Annotated in this window: 23 protein-coding genes; 5 read left to right on the top strand and 18 right to left on the bottom strand. The window is 65.6% G+C overall.

The genetic code is table 11. The features are described from left to right. Positions 1 to 26: 26 nt before the first annotated feature. The 4 genes from phnE to AC097O_RS16085 all read right to left on the bottom strand — a co-directional run bounded on the left by phnE (position 27) and on the right by AC097O_RS16085 (position 3,410). Positions 27 to 848 carry a phosphonate ABC transporter, permease protein PhnE gene (gene phnE, locus AC097O_RS16100; protein WP_479593931.1) on the bottom strand — a complete coding sequence of 274 codons (822 nt, stop codon included), beginning with the start codon at positions 846 to 848 and terminating at the stop codon, positions 27 to 29. Further along, complete coding sequence (locus AC097O_RS16095) at positions 845 to 1,666, bottom strand: PhnE/PtxC family ABC transporter permease (RefSeq protein ID WP_479594033.1); 822 nt, start codon at positions 1,664 to 1,666, stop codon at positions 845 to 847. The genes phnE and AC097O_RS16095 overlap by 4 nt, the downstream gene beginning before the upstream one ends. Beyond that, positions 1,666 to 2,493 carry a phosphonate ABC transporter ATP-binding protein gene (locus AC097O_RS16090; protein ID WP_479593930.1) on the bottom strand — a complete coding sequence of 276 codons (828 nt, stop codon included), beginning with the start codon at positions 2,491 to 2,493 and terminating at the stop codon, positions 1,666 to 1,668. Before AC097O_RS16090 ends, AC097O_RS16095 begins: the two co-directional genes overlap by 1 nt. Positions 2,494 to 2,555: 62 nt before the next feature. After that, positions 2,556 to 3,410, bottom strand: coding sequence for a putative selenate ABC transporter substrate-binding protein (locus tag AC097O_RS16085; protein WP_479593929.1), 855 nt, complete (start codon positions 3,408 to 3,410; stop codon positions 2,556 to 2,558). 188 nt (positions 3,411 to 3,598) lie between these two features. Here AC097O_RS16085 and AC097O_RS16080 point away from each other — a divergent pair, with 188 nt between their 5' ends. Further along, the gene (locus AC097O_RS16080; protein WP_479593928.1) at positions 3,599 to 4,159 is read left to right on the top strand and encodes a hypothetical protein; all 561 of its coding nucleotides are present in this window, start codon (positions 3,599 to 3,601) and stop codon (positions 4,157 to 4,159) included. Positions 4,160 to 4,165: 6 nt separating this feature from the next. Here AC097O_RS16080 and AC097O_RS16075 read toward each other — a convergent pair whose 3' ends face one another. From AC097O_RS16075 to AC097O_RS16020, 12 genes are all read right to left on the bottom strand, one after another. Continuing rightward, the gene (locus AC097O_RS16075) at positions 4,166 to 4,492 is read right to left on the bottom strand and encodes an XRE family transcriptional regulator (protein WP_479593927.1); all 327 of its coding nucleotides are present in this window, start codon (positions 4,490 to 4,492) and stop codon (positions 4,166 to 4,168) included. After that, positions 4,485 to 4,850 carry a type II toxin-antitoxin system RelE/ParE family toxin gene (locus tag AC097O_RS16070; protein ID WP_479593926.1) on the bottom strand — a complete coding sequence of 122 codons (366 nt, stop codon included), beginning with the start codon at positions 4,848 to 4,850 and terminating at the stop codon, positions 4,485 to 4,487. The genes AC097O_RS16075 and AC097O_RS16070 overlap by 8 nt, the downstream gene beginning before the upstream one ends. 36 nt (positions 4,851 to 4,886) lie before the next feature. Further along, positions 4,887 to 5,252 (bottom strand): ribbon-helix-helix domain-containing protein, encoded by a 366-nt coding sequence (locus AC097O_RS16065; RefSeq protein ID WP_315188064.1) that lies wholly within the window; start codon positions 5,250 to 5,252, stop codon positions 4,887 to 4,889. 197 nt (positions 5,253 to 5,449) lie between these two features. Beyond that, positions 5,450 to 6,031 carry a DJ-1/PfpI family protein gene (locus tag AC097O_RS16060; RefSeq protein ID WP_479593925.1) on the bottom strand — a complete coding sequence of 194 codons (582 nt, stop codon included), beginning with the start codon at positions 6,029 to 6,031 and terminating at the stop codon, positions 5,450 to 5,452. 60 nt (positions 6,032 to 6,091) lie between these two features. After that, on the bottom strand, positions 6,092 to 7,303 hold the full coding sequence (locus AC097O_RS16055) for a cytochrome P450 (RefSeq protein ID WP_479593924.1): 1,212 nt from the start codon (positions 7,301 to 7,303) through the stop codon (positions 6,092 to 6,094). Further along, positions 7,300 to 7,992 (bottom strand): dethiobiotin synthase, encoded by a 693-nt coding sequence (bioD, locus tag AC097O_RS16050; RefSeq protein ID WP_479593923.1) that lies wholly within the window; start codon positions 7,990 to 7,992, stop codon positions 7,300 to 7,302. Before bioD ends, AC097O_RS16055 begins: the two co-directional genes overlap by 4 nt. After that, positions 7,985 to 9,190 carry an 8-amino-7-oxononanoate synthase gene (gene bioF, locus AC097O_RS16045; RefSeq protein WP_479593922.1) on the bottom strand — a complete coding sequence of 402 codons (1,206 nt, stop codon included), beginning with the start codon at positions 9,188 to 9,190 and terminating at the stop codon, positions 7,985 to 7,987. The genes bioD and bioF overlap by 8 nt, the downstream gene beginning before the upstream one ends. Next, complete coding sequence (gene bioA, locus AC097O_RS16040; protein WP_479593921.1) at positions 9,156 to 10,523, bottom strand: adenosylmethionine--8-amino-7-oxononanoate transaminase; 1,368 nt, start codon at positions 10,521 to 10,523, stop codon at positions 9,156 to 9,158. Before bioA ends, bioF begins: the two co-directional genes overlap by 35 nt. A gap of 9 nt (positions 10,524 to 10,532) precedes the next feature. Beyond that, positions 10,533 to 11,426: a phosphoribosylaminoimidazolesuccinocarboxamide synthase gene (locus AC097O_RS16035; protein ID WP_479593920.1), complete on the bottom strand. Its 894-nt coding sequence runs from the start codon at positions 11,424 to 11,426 to the stop codon at positions 10,533 to 10,535. Between the two features lie 194 nt (positions 11,427 to 11,620). Then, entirely contained in the window at positions 11,621 to 12,205 is a 585-nt protein-coding gene (gene metW / locus AC097O_RS16030) for a methionine biosynthesis protein MetW (protein WP_479593919.1), read from the bottom strand. Further along, complete coding sequence (gene metX / locus AC097O_RS16025; RefSeq protein WP_479593918.1) at positions 12,202 to 13,335, bottom strand: homoserine O-succinyltransferase MetX; 1,134 nt, start codon at positions 13,333 to 13,335, stop codon at positions 12,202 to 12,204. Before metX ends, metW begins: the two co-directional genes overlap by 4 nt. A 3-nt stretch (positions 13,336 to 13,338) precedes the next feature. Beyond that, a complete protein-coding gene (locus tag AC097O_RS16020) occupies positions 13,339 to 13,953 on the bottom strand; it encodes a glutathione S-transferase N-terminal domain-containing protein (RefSeq protein WP_315188041.1) in 615 nt (204 codons plus the stop codon). Between the two features lie 108 nt (positions 13,954 to 14,061). On the opposite strand from AC097O_RS16020, the gene purB reads away from it, so the two are divergent. After that, on the top strand, positions 14,062 to 15,465 hold the full coding sequence (gene purB / locus AC097O_RS16015) for an adenylosuccinate lyase (RefSeq protein WP_479593917.1): 1,404 nt from the start codon (positions 14,062 to 14,064) through the stop codon (positions 15,463 to 15,465). 72 nt (positions 15,466 to 15,537) lie between these two features. Beyond that, positions 15,538 to 16,098 carry a YaeQ family protein gene (locus AC097O_RS16010; RefSeq protein ID WP_315227939.1) on the top strand — a complete coding sequence of 187 codons (561 nt, stop codon included), beginning with the start codon at positions 15,538 to 15,540 and terminating at the stop codon, positions 16,096 to 16,098. Between the two features lie 54 nt (positions 16,099 to 16,152). Here AC097O_RS16010 and AC097O_RS16005 read toward each other — a convergent pair whose 3' ends face one another. Beyond that, complete coding sequence (locus AC097O_RS16005; protein ID WP_479593916.1) at positions 16,153 to 16,578, bottom strand: DUF3717 domain-containing protein; 426 nt, start codon at positions 16,576 to 16,578, stop codon at positions 16,153 to 16,155. 322 nt (positions 16,579 to 16,900) lie between these two features. On the opposite strand from AC097O_RS16005, the gene AC097O_RS16000 reads away from it, so the two are divergent. Continuing rightward, positions 16,901 to 17,593 (top strand): TerC family protein, encoded by a 693-nt coding sequence (locus AC097O_RS16000; protein WP_479593915.1) that lies wholly within the window; start codon positions 16,901 to 16,903, stop codon positions 17,591 to 17,593. A gap of 52 nt (positions 17,594 to 17,645) precedes the next feature. Next, entirely contained in the window at positions 17,646 to 17,978 is a 333-nt protein-coding gene (locus tag AC097O_RS15995) for a phage holin family protein (protein WP_479593914.1), read from the top strand. Positions 17,979 to 17,983: 5 nt separating this feature from the next. Here the strand turns inward: AC097O_RS15995 and AC097O_RS15990 are convergent, their stop codons facing one another. Continuing rightward, positions 17,984 to 19,531, bottom strand: a complete 1,548-nt coding sequence (locus tag AC097O_RS15990; protein ID WP_479593913.1) for a M48 family metalloprotease — start codon at positions 19,529 to 19,531, stop codon at positions 17,984 to 17,986. Positions 19,532 to 19,613: the final 82 nt, after the last annotated feature.

Here is a 19,613-nt window from a genome sequence, read left to right as displayed (position 1 = left end):
TTAACCTGTGGAATGGACATTTCCACCTAACGCATCAGCATCCAGCGCACGCCACTGCTCAAACCATCCACCAGCGCCACCAGCACCAGCATGGCCACCAGCACGGTGCTGGTCTCGGGCATCTGGAACAGGCCCATGTGGAAGGCCAGCATCTGGCCCAGGCCGCCTGCGCCCACCACGCCCAGCACGGTGGCGGCGCGGATGTTGTTTTCCCAGCGGTACAGGGTGTAGCTCACCAACTGCGGCAGCACCTGGGGCAGGCTGGCGTAGAGCAGCACAGGTACCGCGCCCACGCCGCGCACCCGCAGGGCCTGGGCCGGGCCGTCGGGGGCGTTCTCCAGGCTTTCGGCAAACAAGCGGCCCAGCACGCCGGTGGTGTGCAGCGCCAGCGCCAGCGTCCCGGCAAACGGCCCCAGCCCGGCGGCGACCAGCAGCAGCGTGGCCCAGACCAGCTCGGGGATGCTGCGCAGCGCGTTCAACAGCGCCCGCGTGGGGCCACGCCAGAGGGCGCTGTCATCGGCGTGGGTTTTGCTGGCGGGCAGGGCCAGCGCCAGGCCGCACACCACCGCCAGCAGCGTGCCCAGGGCCGACATGGCCAGCGTTTCCAACGTGGCGGTCAGCAGCTTGCGCAGAAAGGCGGGGTCGGTGTTGGGAATGAGCAGCTCGCCGATAAAGTGGCCCATGCGGCGCAGCGCATCGGCTGAGAGGAATTTGGCCCACTGCAGATCCAGCGTGGCAAAGCTGGCTGCCACCAGAGCCACCACGCTAATTGCGAACCACAGGGCCCTGGAACGGGCGTGGAACAGCGCGGGCGGCAGCTTGTAAGTCTCGTTGGCCGCTTGTTTCACGCCAGCCCCTTACGCAGCCACGCACTGGTGTAATCCGCCAGCCACACCAGGCCCATGAACACCAGCAGCATGGTGCTGACCTCGGAGCCGTTGAACATCTTCATCGACGCGTCCATGTGCTGACCCAGCCCGCCCGCGCCCACAAAGCCCAGCACGGCAGACGAGCGGATGGCGCATTCCCAGCGGTACACGGTGTAGCTGGTCAGCTCGCCTGCGTTCTGCGGCAGCAGGCCGTAAAAGAAAGCCTGCAGCCGCCCGGTGCCGTGGCGCAGCAGGGCCTGGGTAGCGGCGGGCTCGCCGGATTCCAGAATCTCGGCGTACACCTTGCCCAGCATGCCCGCGTAGGTGAGCGCAATCGCCAGCACGCCCGAGGTGGGGCCCAGGCCCACCACGCGCACAAACACCAGCGCCCAGACCAGCTCGGGCACGCTGCGCAGCAGCACCAGCAACCAGCGCACCGCCAGCCGCACAGCCGCGCCCAGCGGAGCCATGCGCCCGGTCAGCGCCGAAATCGACAGCACCCGCACCGACAGCAGCGTCAGCGGCACGGCCAGCAACAGCGCCAGGGTGATGCCTGCGGTGGCCATCGCCACGGTGCGCCAGGTTTCCACGGCCACGGTCCACAGAAAGGCGGGTTCCAGCTTGGGCGGAAAGAAGTCGCCCACAAAGCGCAGCGTGGGCCGCAGGCTGTCGGGCTGTAGCAGCACCCAGGGCTGGAACTCGGTGAGCACCAGCAGCGGCCACAGCAGCACGGCGGCGGCCAGCAGCCAGAACAGGCGGCTGTGCCAGGCAGGGTCGCGCAGGGTGGGGTTGTGGATTATCGGCAATGCATCACCACGGGAGGTGTGGCGGGCAGCAGGGCGGGCTCGGGCGCAGGCCCGGTCAGCTCGTCCAGGTGCTGGGCATACAGGCTGTGCAACCGCTCGCGCGTCACCTGTGCGGCGGGCAGGTCGAACACGATGGCCCCCTCGCGCAGACCCACAATGCGCGGGAAATGCGCCAGCGCCATGTCCACGTGGTGCAGGCTGGCCAGCAGCGTGGTGCCCCGTGCCTGGGCGGCTTGCGCCAAGGCCCGCATCGCCTGCTCTGCACGGGCCGGGTCCAGGGCCGACAGGGGCTCGTCCACCAGCCAGAGCCGGGCATCGGCCACCAGCGCCCGCGCCAGGCCCACGCGCTGGCGTTCGCCGCCCGACAGGCGGTCCACCCGCTCAAACAGCTTGTCGGCCAGGTCGAACTGCGCCAGCGCGGTCTCGGCCACCGGAATGTCCACCGGGTGGAACAGGCTGCGCACGCTGCGCCACAGCCCCATGGTCGGCAACTGCCCGGCCAGCACCGATGTAACGACCCGCTGGCGCGGCGGCAGCGGCGGCACCTGCGGGGCGATGAAGAGCTGGCGGCGCAGGCCTTGCAGCTGGGCACGTGGCAGCGCCCAGGGGTCGCGCCCGTCCAGCAGCACCTGCCCTTGGCTGGGCCGCAATGCGCAGCCCAGCAGGTGCAGCAGCGTGGTTTTGCCCGCCCCGGACGGCCCGATCACCGCCACCTGCTCCCCGGCGGCCAGCGCCAGGCTGACCGCGCGCAGGGCGGCCGGGGCGTGCGCAGCCGCAGCAGGGTGTCGGGCCGATGCGGTCACCAGTTGGAGTTGCATATAAAAAGTGCCTCTAGCGCTTATTTCATAAGCACGAGCAGCTACTTATTTTGTAGTGCAGCTTACTTCAGCAAACCGGCGCTGCGGGCTGCGGCCTCGATGCCCTTGTAGTTGACGGGCTGGCTGGGGATGAAGCGGGTGGCGCGTTGCAGCTCCAGCACTTCTTTGCCCTCGGGGGTGGCGCTGTTCAGGTCCAGAAAGGCCTTGGCCAGCTTTTCGCGCAGGGTCACGGGCATGTCGGCATGCACGCTCCAGTTGTAGTCGAAGTAGGGTGGGGTGGTGTAGAACACGCGGACCTTGGCGGTATCGACCTTTTTGTCGGCCACAAACTTGTCCCACACCGAGATGTTGAGCGCGCCCGCGTCCACCTTGCCTGCGGCCACGGCGGCAATGGTGGCATCGTGCGCACCCGAGAAGGCCACGCGCTTGAGGTCTTTGTCGGGGTCGACCTTGGCATCCAGCAAAAAGCTGCGCGGCATCAGGTGGCCGGAGGTGCTGGACGGGCTGCCAAAGCTCAGGGTGTGGCCCTTCAGGTCGGCCAGCGCCTTGATGGCCGGGTCGGCGGTGATGAAGACCGAGCGGAATTTCTCGTCTTCCTCGCGCTGCACCAGCGGCAGGATCTTGCCGCCCGAACGCACATTCGCCTGCACAAAGGTAAAGCCGCCAAACCAGGCCACGTCCACCTGCTTGTTGACCAGCGCCTCCACCGCTGCCGCGTAGTCGGTAACCGGGGTGAACTCGACCTTCATGGCCAATTTGCCCTCCAGGTACTTGACCAGCGGCGCGGCCTTGCGGGCCAGCTCGGTGGGGGCTTCGTCGGGGATGGCGGTCAGGCGCAGCACCTGCTGGGCGCTGGACAGACCGGCACAGCACAGGGTGGCCACGGCCAGGGCGGTTTGGAGAAAAAAGCGTTTCATGGAAGCGGTACCGGGTGGGTGGGAGTGGGTGAAAACCCAGGTATTAGACCGCAGCCCGCAACGCCCAGTGCCCGCCAGCATCCGCACAGCAGACATCGTATAAATCCAGAGAACTAAGTGTATACAACGGTTTTGGATTTATAAAGTCGAACACATCGCTTTTTAACGTCTACAGGCATCTACGCACCATGTCAGAACTCCACTCCCTGTACGTCCGCGTCCATCTGTCCCAAAGGGCCTACCAAAAGTACATGCACAGCCCGTGCGCCCACGCAGGTGACTTTGGTGACTGGATGGACTGGATGGCGGGCATTGCGCTGTCGGGCGGCCCGATGACCGCGTCACGGGTGGCCGAGTACGCGCGCCGTGGCGGGCCGGAGGTGTCGGTAGGCACCTTCGTCGCGCAGTGGTGTGCCGAGCCCGAGAATGCCGCTGCGTCCCACTATGACGAAGCCACCGAAACCTGGCAGTTCTGCGTGCTGCAGTTTTCTGAAAACTACGGCGAATTTCTGGAGTTTTTGCCGGCGCTGCGGGCCGCCTGCTTCTTCAAGGACCGCCCCGGTGACGACTTTCTGGTGGTCTACCCCTTCATCTGGGATACCGGCCACACCGTCTGCTTCAGCATCGAGCCCGGCCACAGCCGCTTCCTGTCCGATTTCCCCCCTCGCTGGCACGCCGAGGCCAATGCCGAGCTGGGCGCACTGATGGACGATCTGGGGGCGATGGGGTCGGATTTTGTGGATTTGTAGATCGGCTTACACCGGAGCAGCATCACCCACATCGGCAAAGTTGCGGATTTTGACCGCCCCGTCGGGGAAGCGCGCAATCACCTCCAACTCGCCGCCCATGGCTTCGATGTGGCTGCGCAGGGTGGACAGGTACATGTCGGTGCGCTTTTCCAGCTTGGCGATGGACGGCTGTTGTACGTGCAGTACGTCGGCCAGCATCTGCTGCGATAGGCCGCGTGCCTGGCGCAGCTCGTTCAAAGGCATTTCGGCCAGCATTGTTTCTGCCTGGGCTTGTGAGCGGGCCTGCGACGCAGGGGACATGCGGGAGCGCAGTTCGGAAAATTTTTTAGCCATCAATCAGCCCTTCCTTTCGTAGTTGGTCCAAATGCGCGCCGTACAGTTGGTCGGCCAGCGGAACATGGATCTCGTACCAGCGGTCTCCACCGGTTTTGTCGCCACCGATCAACAGAATGGCGGCTCGCCGGGGGTCAAATGCATAAAGCGTACGCAGCGGTCGCCCGTCGTGCTGGGTGCGCAGCTCCCGCATGCGGCCATGTTTGGAGCCATTGATTCCACTGCTGTGCGGAAAGCCCAGGCCGGGGCCCCGCGCTTCCAGAAGTTGCACCGATGCGGCCAAGGATTCTTGTTCGGACTCGGACAAAGACGACCACCAAGCTTCAAATTCGTCGGTGTATTCAACGTCCCAGCGCATGGCTAAATTATAGCCTAGATGGAATAATTTGCAGGCCTAAGCCGCCCGCGCCAGCAGGCTGCGGTGCCCTTCGGTGGCCAGCACCTGCTGGGCGTTCAGGCTGCGGATGGAGATGCTGGCATCTTGCGGAATGCCGCCGGAGAGCTGCAAGGCCAGGTAGCGGCCACAGCTCACGCGCAGGAACGAGGCAAAGTTGTCCACCTCGCCACGCTGCGCCACCAGCTCGTCGTACAGCCTGGCGCAGAGCTGGGGCACGCCCATGCCGTCGCGCTGGGCGATCTCGGCCAGCACCTGCCAGAACAGGTTTTCCAGCTTGATGCTGGTGGCCACGCCGTGCAGCCGCACCGAGCGGGCGCGGCTGTCATAAAGGGCGGGGTCGGCGCTGATGAAGACTTGGCACATACTTGTCACTCACCCCCAGGCTGCAGTGCTCCGCATCTTTCGCCAACCCCCTTGCAGGGGGCAACACCAGCAGCCTGGCAAAGCCAGTTCTGCGGTGTTTCTGGGGGGCGTGCGTTCTGGCTCAATGTGGCGTGGTTGCTGCGCATGGCGATTCCTGGTGGTATGGCCCCGCATCATCCGACGGCAGACCACCCGTGTCAAAGGCTGATTTTGGTACCCAGCAAGGCCAGAAACTGCGCAATCCAGGCCGGGTGGGCGGGCCAGGCGGGGGCGCTGACCAGGTTGCCCTCGGTGATGGCCGCGTCGATGGCGATCTCGGCATAGGTGCCGCCCGCAATCTCCACTTCCACGCGGCAGGCCGGGTAGGCCGAGCAGGTGCGGCCCTTGAGCACACCGGCCCCGGCCAGCAGCTGGGCACCGTGGCAAACGGCGGCCACGGGCTTGTTGGCTTCAAAGAAATGCTTCACTGCCGACACCACCGCCGGGTAGGTGCGCAGGTACTCGGGGCCACGGCCACCGGGGATGACCAGCGCGTCGTAGCTGCTGACATCCAGGCCGGCAAAGGTGGCGTTCAGGGTGAAGTTGTGGCCGGGCTTTTCGCTGTAGGTCTGCGCGCCTTCGAAGTCGTGGATGGCGGTTTTGATATGGTCCCCGGCCTTTTTGTCGGGGCAGACGGCGTGGACGGTGTGGCCCACGGCCAGCAGCGCCTGGAACGGCACCATGGTTTCGTAGTCTTCGCAGTAGTCGCCGCAAATCATCAGGATCTTTTTCGCTGCCATGGCTGTCTCCTCAAGGGTGGTTGGTAGGCCATTGTGGGCAGCGAAAAGTGGCGGTGGGTGTTAGCCGGTTACTACATCCAGCGCCACCAGCCCCCGGTAGGCCGGGTTGTCGGCCCACTGCGGCGCGGTGTCGGCCAGGCGCAGGTGCGGCCAGTGTTGCAAGACCTGGCGGAAGGTGATTTCGGCTTCGATGCGGGTCAGCAGGGCGCCGATGCAGACGTGGGGGCCGGTGCCGAAGGAGATGGACGCGCCGTCGCGCCCGGCCACATCCAGCTTATCCGGCTCGGGGTGGCGGGCGGGGTCGCGGTTGGCGGAGCCTATCAGCGGCACCACCAGGTCGCCCCGGCGCAGGGTCTGGCCATGGAGTTCCAGGTCGGTGGCGACGCGGCGGCCGGTGTACTGCACCGGGCTGTCAAAGCGCAGCAGCTCGCGCACGGCGCTGGGGACCAGGCTGGGGTCAACGCGCAGTTGCTGCCACTGGTCGGGTTGGGCCAGCAGGGCGTGCAGGCCGTTGCCCAGCAGGTTGCGGGTGGTTTCATGGCCCGCAAACAAGAGCATGGCGCACTGGGCCAGCAGCTCTGCGTGGTTGAGCAGCGCGCCGTCGGCCTCGGCCTGCAGCAGGCGGCTGACCAGGTCGTCGCCAGGGTTCTGGCGGCGCTCGGCAATCAACTGGTCGAAATACCGGCCCATCGCCAGCAAGCTGGCCTGGGCGCGGCGGGCCTGTGGGTGGGTAGCCAGCGGCGCGCCGATGAACACCGCCAGGTCGTCGGACCAGACGGCAAAGTCGGCATTGGCCGCCTCGTCGATGCCCATCATCTTGGCGATGACGCGGGTGGGCAGTTGGCGGGCGACGGCCTGCATGAAGTCGAAACGGGGCGCGTCCCCGACTGCGTCCAGCAGCTCGACCACGGTCTGTTCGATGAACGGCTCCAGCGCCTGGATCTGCGCGGGTTTGAAACCGGCGTTCAGCACCTTGCGGATGCGGGTGTGGTCGGGCGCGTCGAGAAACAGCATGGCGCGGGCAAACAGCTGCTGGAAACCGGCCAGCTCGCCTTTGGTTTCCTCGCGGTCGGTCACCCATCCTCCCGTGCGCTGGGCCGAGAAGCGCGGGTCGCGCAGCACCTGCTCCACGTCGGCGTGGCGGGTCAGCAGCCAGGCCCCGCCGAAGAATTCGGTGCTCCAGTGCAGCGGCCCCGCCTCGCGAAGGGCCTGGTAGGCCGGGTAGGGGTTGGCCAGAAAGGTGGCATCGACGAAGGGGGCGGTGGCATTCATGCGGAAAAGATCTCTTGGAGGGCCGCACTGTCCAGATAGGCTGCTGCGGCTGCCGGGCTGGTATCGGTCAGACGCGGCACCACGCCCAGGCAGGGTGCGCGGTGGCGGCGCTGGAACTCATGGCGCAGGGTGTCGATATTGGCTTGCAGTTGGGCCATCTGTGGGTCGATGGTGTTGGCAATCCAGCCCACCAACGGCAGGCCACGTGCGCGGATGGCCTCGGCCGTGAGCAGGGCGTGGCTGATGCAACCCAGGCGCAGGCCGACCACCAAAATCACCGGGTAGCCCAGCGCCACGGCCAGGTCGGCGGTGTCGCAGTCGAGCCCCAGCGGCACGCAGAAGCCGCCCACGCCTTCCACCACCAGCACGTCGGCGCGGGTGGCCAAGGCCTGGGCTTGTTGCACCAGCAGGGGCAAGGAGATGGTGTGCCCTTCCAACGCCGCAGCGATGTGCGGGGCGCAGGCCGTGTGAAACTGGTGCGGACCCACTTCTGCGTCAGTCAAAGGTAGCGAACTGGCGGCCAATAGCATCTGCACGTCTTCGTTCACGCCGTCTGCGTCCAGCCCGGCAGCCACCGGCTTGAAGCCCGCGCTGTGCCAGCCTTGTTGGGCGCACCAGTGCAACAGGGCCGCGCTGCAGCGGGTTTTGCCGACTTCGGTGTCGGTGCCGGTGACGAACACGCTACGCATGCAATTCTTTCGCGGCCACGGCCAGTCCCTCGACCAGGCGCTGCACGTCCTGCGCGCTGTGGGACGCACTGAGGGTGATGCGCAGCCGCGCCGTGCCCACGGGCACGGTGGGCGGGCGGATGGCGGGCACCCACAGGCCTTGCGCGTCCAGCGCGGCAGACAAGGCCAGGGCGGCGGCGTTGCTGCCCACGATGAGCGGCTGGATGGCAGTGGCCGAATCGGCCAGAGCCCAGCCTAGATGGGCGTGGGCAGCTATTAATTTTGATAACTCACTGCGCAGCTGATGGATTAGCGTCTGCAGGTGGGCACGGCGCTGTTCGCCCTCGGGCCCTGCTATCAGCACCAAGCTGGCGCTGAGCGCGTGGGCGATGGCGGGCGGCGCAGCGGTGGTGTAGATGTAGGGCCGGGCGGTTTGCACCAGCCACTCGACGATGGTGGGGTGCGCGGCCACAAACGCGCCACCCACGCCTGCGGCCTTGCCCAGCGTGCCCATGTAAATCAAGCGTTCGCTGCGCAGGCCGAAGTGCGCCAGGCTGCCCCGGCCCTGGGTGCCGAGCACGCCGAAACCGTGCGCGTCGTCCACCACCAGCCAGGCATCGAAGCGCTCGGCCAGCGCCAACAGGGCGGGCAGGTCGGCCAGGTCGCCGTCCATGCTGAACACCGCGTCGGTGACGATGAGTTTGATTTCCGTATCGCATTGCTTTAGCTGCCGCTCCAGCACCGCCAGGTTACGGTGGGCGTAGCGGTGCAGCTTGCCTTTGGACATCAGCGCGCCATCGACCAGCGAGGCGTGGTTCAGTTTGTCTGCAAAAATCGTAGCGCCTTGTGCCGACAGGGCGGGCACCAGGGCCATATTGGCCATAAATCCGGTGCAGAAGTACAGCGCCCGTGCGCCGGGGATGCAGGGGGCCATCCAGGCGGCCAGCTCGGCTTCCAAGGTGGCATGCGCCAGCGAGTGGCCGCTGACCAGGTGCGATGCGCCGCTGCCCGCGCCAAAGCGGCGTGCGCCCTCGGCCAGGGCCTCCACCAGCACAGGGTGGTGGGCCAGGCCCAGGTAGTCGTTGCTGCAAAACGCCAGCAGCTCGCGGCCATCCACGCGCTGCACAGGCGCGCAAGGCGACTCTGCGGTGCGGCGCGTGCGCGTCAGGGCCAGGTCGGCGCGCTCACGCAGTTGGCGGTTCAGGAGGTCTATCAGCATCGGTGGGGGCTTGGTTCAAAACGTCGTCTAGCGTGGCCAGGACTTGGCGGGCCAGCCAGGGCGACAGGTCGTCGTCCAGCAGATACGGTGGCAGCAGGTAGACGGTGCGGCCAATCGGGCGGATCAGCAGCTCACGCGAGCGGCCTGCCAGGTGGAAGCGCTCGGCAAAACGTGGCCCGGCAACGGATTCCAGTACGTCAAAGGCCCAAATCATGCCAATGTGGCGGAAGTTCTCGACCCGCGGGTCGGATTGCAGGGGCGCCAGCGCTGCGCTGAGGGTGGCCGCCTGCAGGCGGTTGTGGGCCAGCACGCCGTCCTGGTCAAACCGGTCCAGCACCGCCAGCGCGGCGCGGCAGGCCAGCGCGTTGCCGGTGTAGGAGTGCGAATGGAGGAAACCGCGCGCCACGTTGTCGTCCAGAAAGGCCGCGTACACGCTGTCGCGCGACAGGACCAGGGACAAGGGCAAATAGCCGCCGCTGATGCCTTTGGACAGGCACAGCAGGTCCGGCCAAATGCCCGCTTGTTCCACGGCGAAGAAGGTGCCGGTACGGCCACAGCCCACGGCGATCTCGTCGGCGATCAGCAGCACCTGGTACTGGTCGCACAGCGCCCGCACGGCGCGCAGGTAGGCCGGGTCGTGCATGGCCATGCCGCACGCGCCCTGCACCAGCGGCTCCAGGATGATGGCAGCGATCTGGCCGTGGCGGGCCTCCAGCAAGGCCTGCAGCTCGGCGGCGGCGCGCCGGGCCACGTCGGCGGCGGATTCGCCCGGCAGGGCCTGGCGCGCGTCGGGCGACATCACCTGGTGCGAGCGCATCAAGAGCGGGTCGTAGGCATCGCGGAAGATTTGCACGTCGGTCACGGCCAGCGCGCCCAGGGTTTCGCCGTGGTAACCCTGGCGCAGGCAGACAAACTCGCGCTTGTTAGCCAAGCCCCGGTTTTGCCAGTGGTGGAAGGTCATCTTCAGCGCAATCTCCACCGCCGAAGCCCCGTCGCTGGCAAAGAAGCAGTGGCCCAGCACCCCGCCCGTGCGGGCAGAGAGGCGCTCGGCCAGCTCCACCGCCGGGGCGTGGGTGCAGCCCGCCAGCATCACATGCGGCAAGGTGTCGAGCTGGTCCTTGATGGCGGCGTTGATGCGCGCATCCGCATGGCCAAACAGGTTGACCCACCAGGAGCTGATGGCATCGAAGTAGCGGTGGCCATCTTCGTCAACCAGCCACACGCCCTGGCCGCGCACGATGGGCAGCGGCGGCACCTCGGCGGCCCGCTGCATCTGGGTGCAGGGGTGCCAGATGTGGGCCAGGCTGCGGGTGACGAGGGAGGAGGTGGTCATGCCACAGGCCTACGCCGTCAACCGCTCCAGCGCTTCCTGGTATTTGGCCGCGGTCTTGGTGATCACATCGGCGGGGACGCGGGGGGCGGGGGGCGTTTTGTTCCAGGGCTTGCCGTCGATCAGCACCTGTTCCAGCCAGTCGCGCACGAACTGTTTGTCGTAGCTGGGGGGATTGCTGCCTTCGACATAGCTTTCCACGGGCCAGTAGCGCGAGGAATCGGGGGTCAGCACCTCGTCCATCAGCACCAGGGTGCCATCGGTGTCCAGGCCGAACTCGAACTTGGTGTCGGCAATGATCACGCCCTTGGTCAGTGCGAAGGCGGCGGCCTCCGAATAGATCTGGATGCTCAAATCGCGGATGCGCCCGGCGAGGTCGGCGCCAATCATCTCCACGCTGCGCTCGAAGGTGATGTTTTCGTCGTGGTCGCCCACCGCTGCCTTGGCCGCCGGGGTGTAGATGGGGGCGGCCAGCTTGGAGGCGTTGTGCAGGCCCGCAGGCAGGGGCACGCCGCAGACGGATTGGCTGTCCTGGTATTCCTTCCAGCCGCTACCGGCCAGGTAGCCGCGCACCACGGCTTCGATGGGCAGGGGCTTGAGGCGCTTGACCAGCATGGAGCGGCCCGTCACCTGGGCTACTTCTTCGGCGGTGACGGCGCTCTCGGGGGCTTCGCCGGTGAGGTGGTTGGGGCAGATATGGCCCAGCTTGGCAAACCAGAACAGCGCCATCTGCGTCAGCAAAATGCCCTTGCCCGGAATCGGCTCGCCCAGGATCACGTCAAACGCGCTCAGGCGGTCGCTGGCCACCATCAGAATGCGGTTGGTCCCCACGGCATAGTTGTCGCGAACCTTGCCGCGCGCCAGCAGGGGCAGGCTGTGGATGGAGGAAGTGTGGACTGTGGTCATGGGGAAATTCTCAATAGGAAATAGGCGGGCCAACCCCAGAGTGTAAAACCCCGGACCGCACAGGCCTTTGGGCGGCCCCTATCCGCCACAGCTTCGCAGGTCTATTTACATCAAAATAAATAGCTGCTCACGCTTGTCTCATAAGCACAAGCGACCATTTGTATGCCGAAAAAATACCCTTGCCGGGCCGCACGTCACCCGCGCTGGAACTTGAAAACCGCCGTGCCCGCCATCGCGTTCGGCAAAAAGCGCACCTCGCGGCCTTCTTGCAGGCCGAAGGCATCCAGGATGTGCAGGTCGTTCTTGCCGGCCAGCACTTCGAAGTCCTTGAAGGTGCCGACGCGGATGTTGGGTGTGTCGTACCACTGGTAGGGCAGGCGTTTGGTGACGGGCATGCGGCCGCGCAGGATGCTCAGGCGGTTGGGCCAATGGGCGAAGTTGGGGAAGGCCAGCACGCCCATGCGGCCCACGCGGGCAGTTTCGCGCAGCATGACTTCGGCGTTACGCAGGTGCTGCAGGGTGTCGATTTGCAGCACCACGTCAAACGACGCGTCTTCGAACAGGGCCAGGCCCTCGTCCAGATTCAACTGGACCACATTCACGCCGCGCTGCACGCATTTGAGCAGTTTGGCATCGTCGATTTCTACACCGTAGCCGGTGCAGCCGCGGGTGGCCTGCAGGTGGGCCAGCAGCGCGCCGTCGCCGCAGCCCAGATCCAGCACGCGCGAGCCCACCGGTACCAGGCGGGCGATGGATTCCATGATCGACTGCCCGCTCATGGGGTCACCTCCGCTGCAATCCGGTCAAAGTAGGCGTGAACGGCGGCCATGTAGCGGGCATCGTCGAGCAAAAACGCGTCGTGGCCGTGGGGCGCGTCGATTTCGGCGTAGCTCACGGTGTGGTGGTGGTCGAGCAGGGCTTTCACGATTTCGCGGCTGCGCTGGGGCGAGAAGCGCCAGTCGGTGGTGAAGCTGACCAGCAGGAACTTGGCTTTGACCTGGGCAAACGCCGCGCTCAGGCTGCCGCCAAAATGCCGCGCCGGGTCAAAGTAGTCCAGCGCGCGGGTGATCAGCAGGTAGGTGTTGGCATCGAAGTATTCGCTGAACTTGTCGCCCTGGTAGCGCAGGTAGCTCTCGATCTGGAACTCGGCATCCTGCGTGGTGTAGCGGTAGCTGCCATGGATCAACTGGCGGCCAAACTTGGTGTTCATCACGTCGTCGCTGAGGTACGTGATGTGGCCAATCATGCGGGCGATGCGCAGGCCGCGCTGGGGCACCACGCCGTGCCGGTAGAAGTGGCCGCCGTGGAAGTCGGGGTCGGTGGTGATGGCGCGGCGGGCTACTTCGTTGAAGGCGATGTTCTCGGCGGTGAGGTTGGGCGCGCTGGCAATCACCACCGCGTGCCGCACCCGGTCCGGGAACTGCAGCGTCCAGCCCAGGGCCTGCATGCCGCCCAGGCTGCCGCCCATCACGGCGGCCAGGGTCTGGATGCCCAGGTGGTCGAGCAGGCGGGCCTGGGCGTTGACCCAGTCTTCCACGGTAACCACTGGAAAGTCGGCACCGTAGACCTGGCCGGTGTCGGGGTGGATGTGCATGGGCCCGGTGGAGCCAAAACAGGAGCCCAGGTTGTTCACGCCGATGACGAAAAAGCGATTCGTGTCCAGCGGCTTGCCGGGGCCAACCATGTTGTCCCACCAGCCCGCCGATTTGGGCTGGTCGGCGTAGGTGCCTGCCACGTGGTGCGAGGCATTCAGCGCGTGGCAGACCAGTACGGCGTTGGATTTGTCGGCGTTCAGCGTGCCGTAGGTTTCAAAAGCCAGGTCGTAGGCGCGGATGGACCCACCGCTTTGCAGGGGCAGCGGGTCGGCGAAGTGGTGGTACTGCGGTGTGGCGATCAAGGGCTGGTCCACGCCCTAAACTGGCTTTGTGTCAATAAAGCTCTGGCGCTGCATGAGTTTGTCTTGCAGCTTGGCGAGGTTGGGGTGGCGGCTGCGCCAGGGCAGGTCGGGGAAGCGAAAGTCTAGCCAGCCTAAAGCGCAACCCACCGAAATATCCGACAGGCTGAGGTGGATGCCGCTGCAATACGGCTTTTCGGCCAGGCCGCGGGCCATGGCTTTCAGGCTGGCATCGACCTTGCCCATCTGGCGGTCGATCCAGGCCTGGCTGCGCTGCTCGACAAAGCGCTCGGTCCACACCGTTTCCATGCGCGCCAGAATGCCCGCGTCGGACACGCCATCGGCCAGGGCTTCCCAGGTTTTGACCTCGACCCGCTCGCGGCTTTGCGACGGGATGAGCTTGCCCACCGGCGACAAGGTGTCCAGGTACTCCACGATCACCCGCGAATCAAAGATCGCCTCGCCCGCTTCCATCACCAGGCAGGGCACTTTGCCCAGCGGGTTGGATTCGGCGATCACGGTGCCGGGGGCCCACACGTCGTCCAGCACAAACTGGTAGTCGAGCTTTTTTTCGGCCATCACCACGCGCACTTTGCGCACGTAGGGGCTGGTTAGCGATCCGATAAGTTTCATGGGCACGGTGGTTCTGCGGCAAGGATCTGGATGCGGCCATTCTAGCGATTCACCCCCGCCAACAAGGCCTGGTTCCCCCAGGGTGGCGCGCATCCTACAATTCGCAACATGAATCTCTCTACGATCTCGGCCCTGTCGCCACTGGATGGCCGCTACGCCGCCAAACTCGCCCCCCTGCGCCCTTTGATGAGCGAACTGGGCTATATGCAACGCCGCGTCCAGGTCGAAGTGGCCTGGTTCATCGCCCTGAGCGATGCCGGTTTTGCCGAATTCAAGCCGCTTACGCCCGGCGCGCGCACCTATTTGCTCAACCTGGTCACCAAGTTCAGCGAAGCCGACGGCAAAGCCATCAAGGACATTGAAAAAGTCACCAACCACGACGTAAAAGCCGTCGAATACTGGATCAAGTCCAAGTTCGAAGCCCGCCCCGAGCTGGAGCACGCCAGCGAATTCGTGCACTTTGCCTGCACCAGCGAAGACATCAACAACACCAGCCACGCGCTGCAGCTCAAGGGCGCACGCAACCTGGTCATCCTGCCCGGGCTGGACGCACTGATCACCAAGCTGCGCGAAATGGCCCACGCCTTTGCCGACGTGCCCATGCTCAGCCGCACCCATGGCCAGACCGCCAGCCCCACCACCGTGGGCAAGGAAATCGCCAACGTGCTGGTGCGCGTGGTCGCCGCCCGCGACAAAATCGCCGCCATCCCGCTGATGGCCAAGATGAACGGTGCCGTGGGCAACTACAACGCCCACCTGTCCGCCTGGCCCGACTTCGACTGGGAGGCCTTCAGCCGCAAAGTCATCGAAACCCCCGAGCACGGCCCCGATACCGGCATCAACCCCTGGGGCCTGGGCCTGACTTTCCAGCCCTACAGCATCCAGATCGAGCCGCACGACTACATGGCCGAGCTGTTCGATGCCATCGCCCGCACCAACACCATCCTCATCGACTGGTCGCGCGACGTGTGGGGCTACGTGAGCCTGGGCTACTTCAAGCAGCGCCTGAAAGACGGCGAAATCGGCTCCAGCACCATGCCGCACAAGGTCAACCCCATCGACTTTGAAAACGCCGAAGGCAACCTCGGCCTGGCCAACGCCTTGCTGCGCCACCTCAGCGAAAAGCTGCCCATCAGCCGTTGGCAGCGCGACCTGACCGACTCCACCGTGCTGCGCAACATGGGCGTGGCCGTGGGTTATGCCGCGCTGGCCTACCAGTCGCTGCTGACCGGCCTGAACAAGCTGGAACTCAACGAAGAAGCCCTGGCCGCCGACCTCGATAGTTCGTGGGAAGTGCTGGCCGAGCCCATCCAGACCGTGATGCGCCGCTATGGCGTGCAAGGCGCGTACGAAAAGCTCAAGGAAGTCACCCGGGGCAAAACCGTCACCGCCGAAGCCCTGCACAGCCTGATCAACGACCTGGAGATCCCCGAAGCCGACAAGCAGCGCCTGCTGGTCATGACGCCGGGCAGCTACACCGGCATTGCCGCCGAGCTGGCCCGTCGCGCGTAATTTTTTAATGAAATAGGCTGCTAGCGCCCATTCCAAGGGCGCTAGCAGCTATAAAAACAATAGTCATCAGGCATGGCCCTCAAATCCACGATCTTCAAGGCCAACCTGCAAATTGCAGACATTGACCACGGCTACTACGCCGACCACGCCCTGACCCTGGCGCGCCACCCCAGCGAAACCGACGAACGCATGATGGTGCGCCTGGTCGCCCTGGCGTTGAACGCCTACAAACTGCAAAGCGAGCTGGGTGGCGACGGCGTGCTGGCCTTTGGCGCGGGCCTGAGCAACCCCGACGACCCCGACCTGAGCCTGCGCGACTACACCGGCCGCACCCGGCTGTGGGTGGAAGTAGGCCAGCCCGAAGACAAGCCCCTGATCAAAGCCTGCGGCAAGGCCGACCAGGTGCTGTTGTACCCGTTCAGCTCGTCGGCCGACGTGTGGTGGCGCACCATGGAAGCCAAGCTGGCCCGCCCGCAAAACCTGCAGGTCTGGCGCGTGCCCACCGACGCATCCCAGGCGCTGGCCGCCTTGGCCGAACGCAGCATGCAGCTGCAAGCCACGGTGCAAGAAGGCAACCTCACCTTGGGCAGCGAAAAAGGCAGCGTTGATGTGGAATGTGTGCGGTGGAAATGATGTTTGAGTGCCTTTTAGGCCTCTAGCGCTTATTCCATAAGCGCAAGCAGCTACTTAATCAATAGCAGGCATGCGCCCTTCGGCGGCGCGCTCGGCGTAGCGGTTGAACCGCCATGAATTGCCCTCCAGCGTGATGCGCCGCCAGGTGCCGCGCTTGTCCGCCGGGCCCATGGCGGGCCAGTGCTGCACCTCTTCAAACGTGCGGCCACAGCCCTTGCAGATGGCATCGCCCTGGAAGGTGGAGCAGATGGCGATGCAGGGCGTGTCGGGCGTTGTTTCGTACCAGACCAGCCAGGCCGCACGGGCTTTGGCGGGCATGGACACGTCGTCCACCATGTCTTCGTGGTGGTAGACCATCAGCGCGTACACCTCGGCCAGGGCGCGCAATTCGGCACACAGGGTGAAGCCGTCGGGCGAGGGTTTTTGGGCGCGCCAGTAGTTGATGGCGGCTTCGATGTCAGTGATGTGGAGTCCGGCCATGGGGGGGTCAGGTGTTGCGTAAATCGTGAATGGCCTGCGAAACAGCCTGCAAAGGGAGGGTGATTGTGCTCTAATCGCCACTCCGAAGGGGAGTAGCTCCCGACCGCTGCCGCAGCGGATATTTGTTAGCCGTCAATACGTTGCCCATTGCACCTGCGATGCGGTTTCCGGCTAGCAAGGCATTGCCACAATGCCGAGCAAGACCTTCGATTTCCACCTGCAAAGGTGGGCATCGAAGCGTGCTTGCTGGCCCCAAAGACCACCCAAACACCTGCATCGCCATGCCCGCCCTTGCTGTTTTTTAACTGCAACGGAGTGTTTTATGGAATTTTTATCTGCCCCCTGGTGGTCGGCCCTGCTGGCGATTATTTTGATTGACCTGGTTCTGGCGGGCGACAACGCCATCGTCATCGCCCTGGCGGCGCGCAATCTGCCGCCGCATCTGCAAAAAAAGGCCGTGATGTGGGGCACCGTGGGCGCCATCGCCGTGCGTTCGGTCATGACGGTGGGCGTGGTCTGGCTGCTGCAGATCCCCGGCCTGATGCTGGTGGGCGGCCTGGGCCTGCTGTGGATTGCCTACAAGCTGCTGGCCGACCAGGGCAATGAAGACGGCCACGACGGCCCGGTGGTCAGCACCTTCTGGGGCGCGATGAAAACCATTCTGGTGGCCGACGCGCTGATGGGCGTGGACAACGTGCTGGGCGTGGCCGGTGCCGCACACGGTTCTTTCGACCTGGTCATCATCGGCCTGCTGGTGAGCGTGCCGATCGTGGTGCTGGGCAGCACGGTGGTGCTGAAGCTGGTGGAGCGCTTCCCGGCCATCATCCAGATCGGCTCTGCCGTGCTGGCGTTTACCGCTGCCAAGATGATCGTGGGCGAGCCGGTGCTGGCCAGCGTGTTTGGCCCCGATGCCCCCTGGAGCACCGCTGCCCACTGGGGTCTGTATGCCGTGGCCGTGGCCGGTGTGCTGGCGACCGGTAGCTGGGCTGCGCGCCGCAAGGTGGCCACAGCTTGATACTTGGCTGATGCGGGGGCGGGGGTCGCGTAATAGCGCTATCCTCGTCCGCATGAAACTACTCTTCAAATGGCTGCTCAGCGCAGCCGCATTGCTTCTGGTGGCCCATTTGTACAGTGGGGTACAGGTGCAAAGCTTTACCACCGCACTCATCGCCGCCCTGGTGATTGGCCTGCTCAACACGCTGCTGCGGCCGGTGCTGGTGGTGCTGACGCTGCCAGTCACCGTGCTGACGCTGGGGCTGTTTCTGTTTGTGGTGAACGCGCTGATGTTCTGGTCGGCCTCGGGCCTGCTGGCGGGCTTCCACGTAACCGGGTTTACCGCGGCCTTGATCGGCTCGCTGCTGTACTCGGCGGCCGGTATCGTGATCGACGCCGTTCTGTAGATTCTTCAGTTTTTGGCTTTGTCCAGGGCCTGCTCTTTGAGCAGGGCCTGGATTTCCCGCGTGCGGGTGTCGATGATGGAGGCCTCGATGTCGTCTACCGGCCCACTGCCGGGGGGCGGCTTGCGGGCAAAGTCTTGCGCGGCGCGGAAGCGGTCCATGGCCCCGGCGTAGTCCAGCCGGGCCACCTGGGCCTCGGCCTCGGCGCGGATGGCGCGCAGCGTCTGGCCCTGGGCGGTGTAGGCGGCAGCCAGTAGCTGCCAGGCCGTGCCGTCGCGCGGGTGCAGCGCCACCCAGGGCTGCAGCCGGGCGGTGGCATCGGCGGCCTGGCCCATACGGATGCGCACCTGCGAGCCCAGCACCAGCTCGGGCCGGCCCGGGGCTTGTAGGTCCAGCAGTGCGGCGGTGGCGGGCAGATTGCCTGCGCCCCATTCGATTTCAGCGGCCAGCAGGCGGCTGCTGCGGGCGGGTGCGGGGTCAGAACCGGCCAGGGCCTGCAGCCGCGCCACCAGGCTGCGGGCCATGGCGAAGTCGCGCTGCTGCAGGGCCGCCAGGGCCCCCGCGTACAGCACCCCGGCGCTGCGCACGTCCAGCGCCGGGCCGGTGGGCTGCATCGCCCGGGCTTCGGCCACCCAGGCGCGCAGCATGTCCACGCCGGGGTTACCCAGCACGCGGGCACGGGCGGACATCATGGCGTGCAGGAGGTTGGGCGGGGCGGGCGCAGGGCGCGCGTCCAGCGCCTGGCGCGACTGCATGTCGGCAATCCGCTCGGTGGTCAGCGGGTGGGTGCGCAGGTAGGGCAGCGAGCCGTTGTCGCCGATGCGGGAGGCCTGCTGCAGTTTTTCGAACATGCCGACAAAGCCGATCGGGTCATAGCCCGCCTGGGTCATCACACCAAAACCGATGCGGTCGGCCTCGCGCTCCATGTCGCGCGAGAAGTTAAGCTGGGTCTGTGCCGCCGCCGCCTGCCCGCCAATCACCATGGCGTTGGCCGCGTCCGGGCTTTTGCTGGCAGCCAGCGCGCCCAGAATCATGGCCCCGATCATCAACGGCGTGGTTTTGCTCTGGGCATCCATCATCCGCGAGATATGCCGCTGGGTGACGTGGCTGAGCTCGTGGCCCAGCACCGAGGCCAGCTCGTCCGGGCTGGTGACCACGCCCACCAGGCCCAGGTGCAGGCCCAGGTAGCCGCCAGGCAGGGCGAAGGCGTTGATGGTGCGGTCGGCCCCCATCAGCACCTCCCAGGCGAAGCGCTGGTCGAGTTCGTCGGTGAGCTCGCCGCGCTGGCGGGCGGCGGTGAGCAGCGGCTGCCAGATGCTTTGCACGTATTCGACCAGCACCGGGTCGTCCAGGTAGTCGGGGTCGCGGTAGATCTCGCGGGCAATGCGTTCACCCAGGCGGCGCTCGGCGCTGGTGGTCATGCTGCTGCCGTCACCCAGTTGGGGCAGTTGCGACAGTGGCGAGGTTTGTGCGGTAGCGGGGATGCCAGTGCTGAATGCTATTAAAAGTAGAGCTGCTAGCGCTGATCTAATAAGCGGTAGGCCCTGATTTTTCATAAATTTTTTCTGCAATTGGGTTCCCATGGCGCGGCGCTGTGGAGAAGTGGCTGTCCGTATGATGCGGCTCCACCATAAACGT

The organism is Rhodoferax sp. LS1P39, from assembly GCF_056521425.1.
Note: the sequence above shows the minus strand (reverse complement) of the source record. Positions and strands in the feature narration are given on the sequence as shown.

Bases quoted from the DNA above. Each gene is read 5' to 3' on its own strand.
- bioF (WP_479593922.1), bottom strand. From the start codon at position 9,190: ATGCTGATAGACCTCCTGAACCGCCAACTGCGTGAGCGCGCCGACCTG.
- AC097O_RS15990 (WP_479593913.1), bottom strand. From the start codon at position 19,531: ATGAAAAATCAGGGCCTACCGCTTATTAGATCAGCGCTAGCAGCTCTA.
- bioD (WP_479593923.1), bottom strand. From the start codon at position 7,992: ATGCGTAGCGTGTTCGTCACCGGCACCGACACCGAAGTCGGCAAAACC.
- purB (WP_479593917.1), top strand. From the start codon at position 14,062: ATGAATCTCTCTACGATCTCGGCCCTGTCGCCACTGGATGGCCGCTAC.
- metW (WP_479593919.1), bottom strand. From the start codon at position 12,205: ATGAGCGGGCAGTCGATCATGGAATCCATCGCCCGCCTGGTACCGGTG.
- AC097O_RS16005 (WP_479593916.1), bottom strand. From the start codon at position 16,578: ATGGCCGGACTCCACATCACTGACATCGAAGCCGCCATCAACTACTGG.
- AC097O_RS16090 (WP_479593930.1), bottom strand. From the start codon at position 2,493: ATGCAACTCCAACTGGTGACCGCATCGGCCCGACACCCTGCTGCGGCT.
- bioA (WP_479593921.1), bottom strand. From the start codon at position 10,523: ATGACCACCTCCTCCCTCGTCACCCGCAGCCTGGCCCACATCTGGCAC.
- AC097O_RS16060 (WP_479593925.1), bottom strand. From the start codon at position 6,031: ATGGCAGCGAAAAAGATCCTGATGATTTGCGGCGACTACTGCGAAGAC.
- AC097O_RS16020 (WP_315188041.1), bottom strand. From the start codon at position 13,953: ATGAAACTTATCGGATCGCTAACCAGCCCCTACGTGCGCAAAGTGCGC.
- AC097O_RS16000 (WP_479593915.1), top strand. From the start codon at position 16,901: ATGGAATTTTTATCTGCCCCCTGGTGGTCGGCCCTGCTGGCGATTATT.
- AC097O_RS16085 (WP_479593929.1), bottom strand. From the start codon at position 3,410: ATGAAACGCTTTTTTCTCCAAACCGCCCTGGCCGTGGCCACCCTGTGC.
- AC097O_RS15995 (WP_479593914.1), top strand. From the start codon at position 17,646: ATGAAACTACTCTTCAAATGGCTGCTCAGCGCAGCCGCATTGCTTCTG.
- AC097O_RS16055 (WP_479593924.1), bottom strand. From the start codon at position 7,303: ATGAATGCCACCGCCCCCTTCGTCGATGCCACCTTTCTGGCCAACCCC.
- AC097O_RS16075 (WP_479593927.1), bottom strand. From the start codon at position 4,492: ATGGCTAAAAAATTTTCCGAACTGCGCTCCCGCATGTCCCCTGCGTCG.
- AC097O_RS16065 (WP_315188064.1), bottom strand. From the start codon at position 5,252: ATGTGCCAAGTCTTCATCAGCGCCGACCCCGCCCTTTATGACAGCCGC.
- AC097O_RS16070 (WP_479593926.1), bottom strand. From the start codon at position 4,850: ATGCGCTGGGACGTTGAATACACCGACGAATTTGAAGCTTGGTGGTCG.
- AC097O_RS16035 (WP_479593920.1), bottom strand. From the start codon at position 11,426: ATGACCACAGTCCACACTTCCTCCATCCACAGCCTGCCCCTGCTGGCG.
- AC097O_RS16080 (WP_479593928.1), top strand. From the start codon at position 3,599: ATGTCAGAACTCCACTCCCTGTACGTCCGCGTCCATCTGTCCCAAAGG.
- AC097O_RS16010 (WP_315227939.1), top strand. From the start codon at position 15,538: ATGGCCCTCAAATCCACGATCTTCAAGGCCAACCTGCAAATTGCAGAC.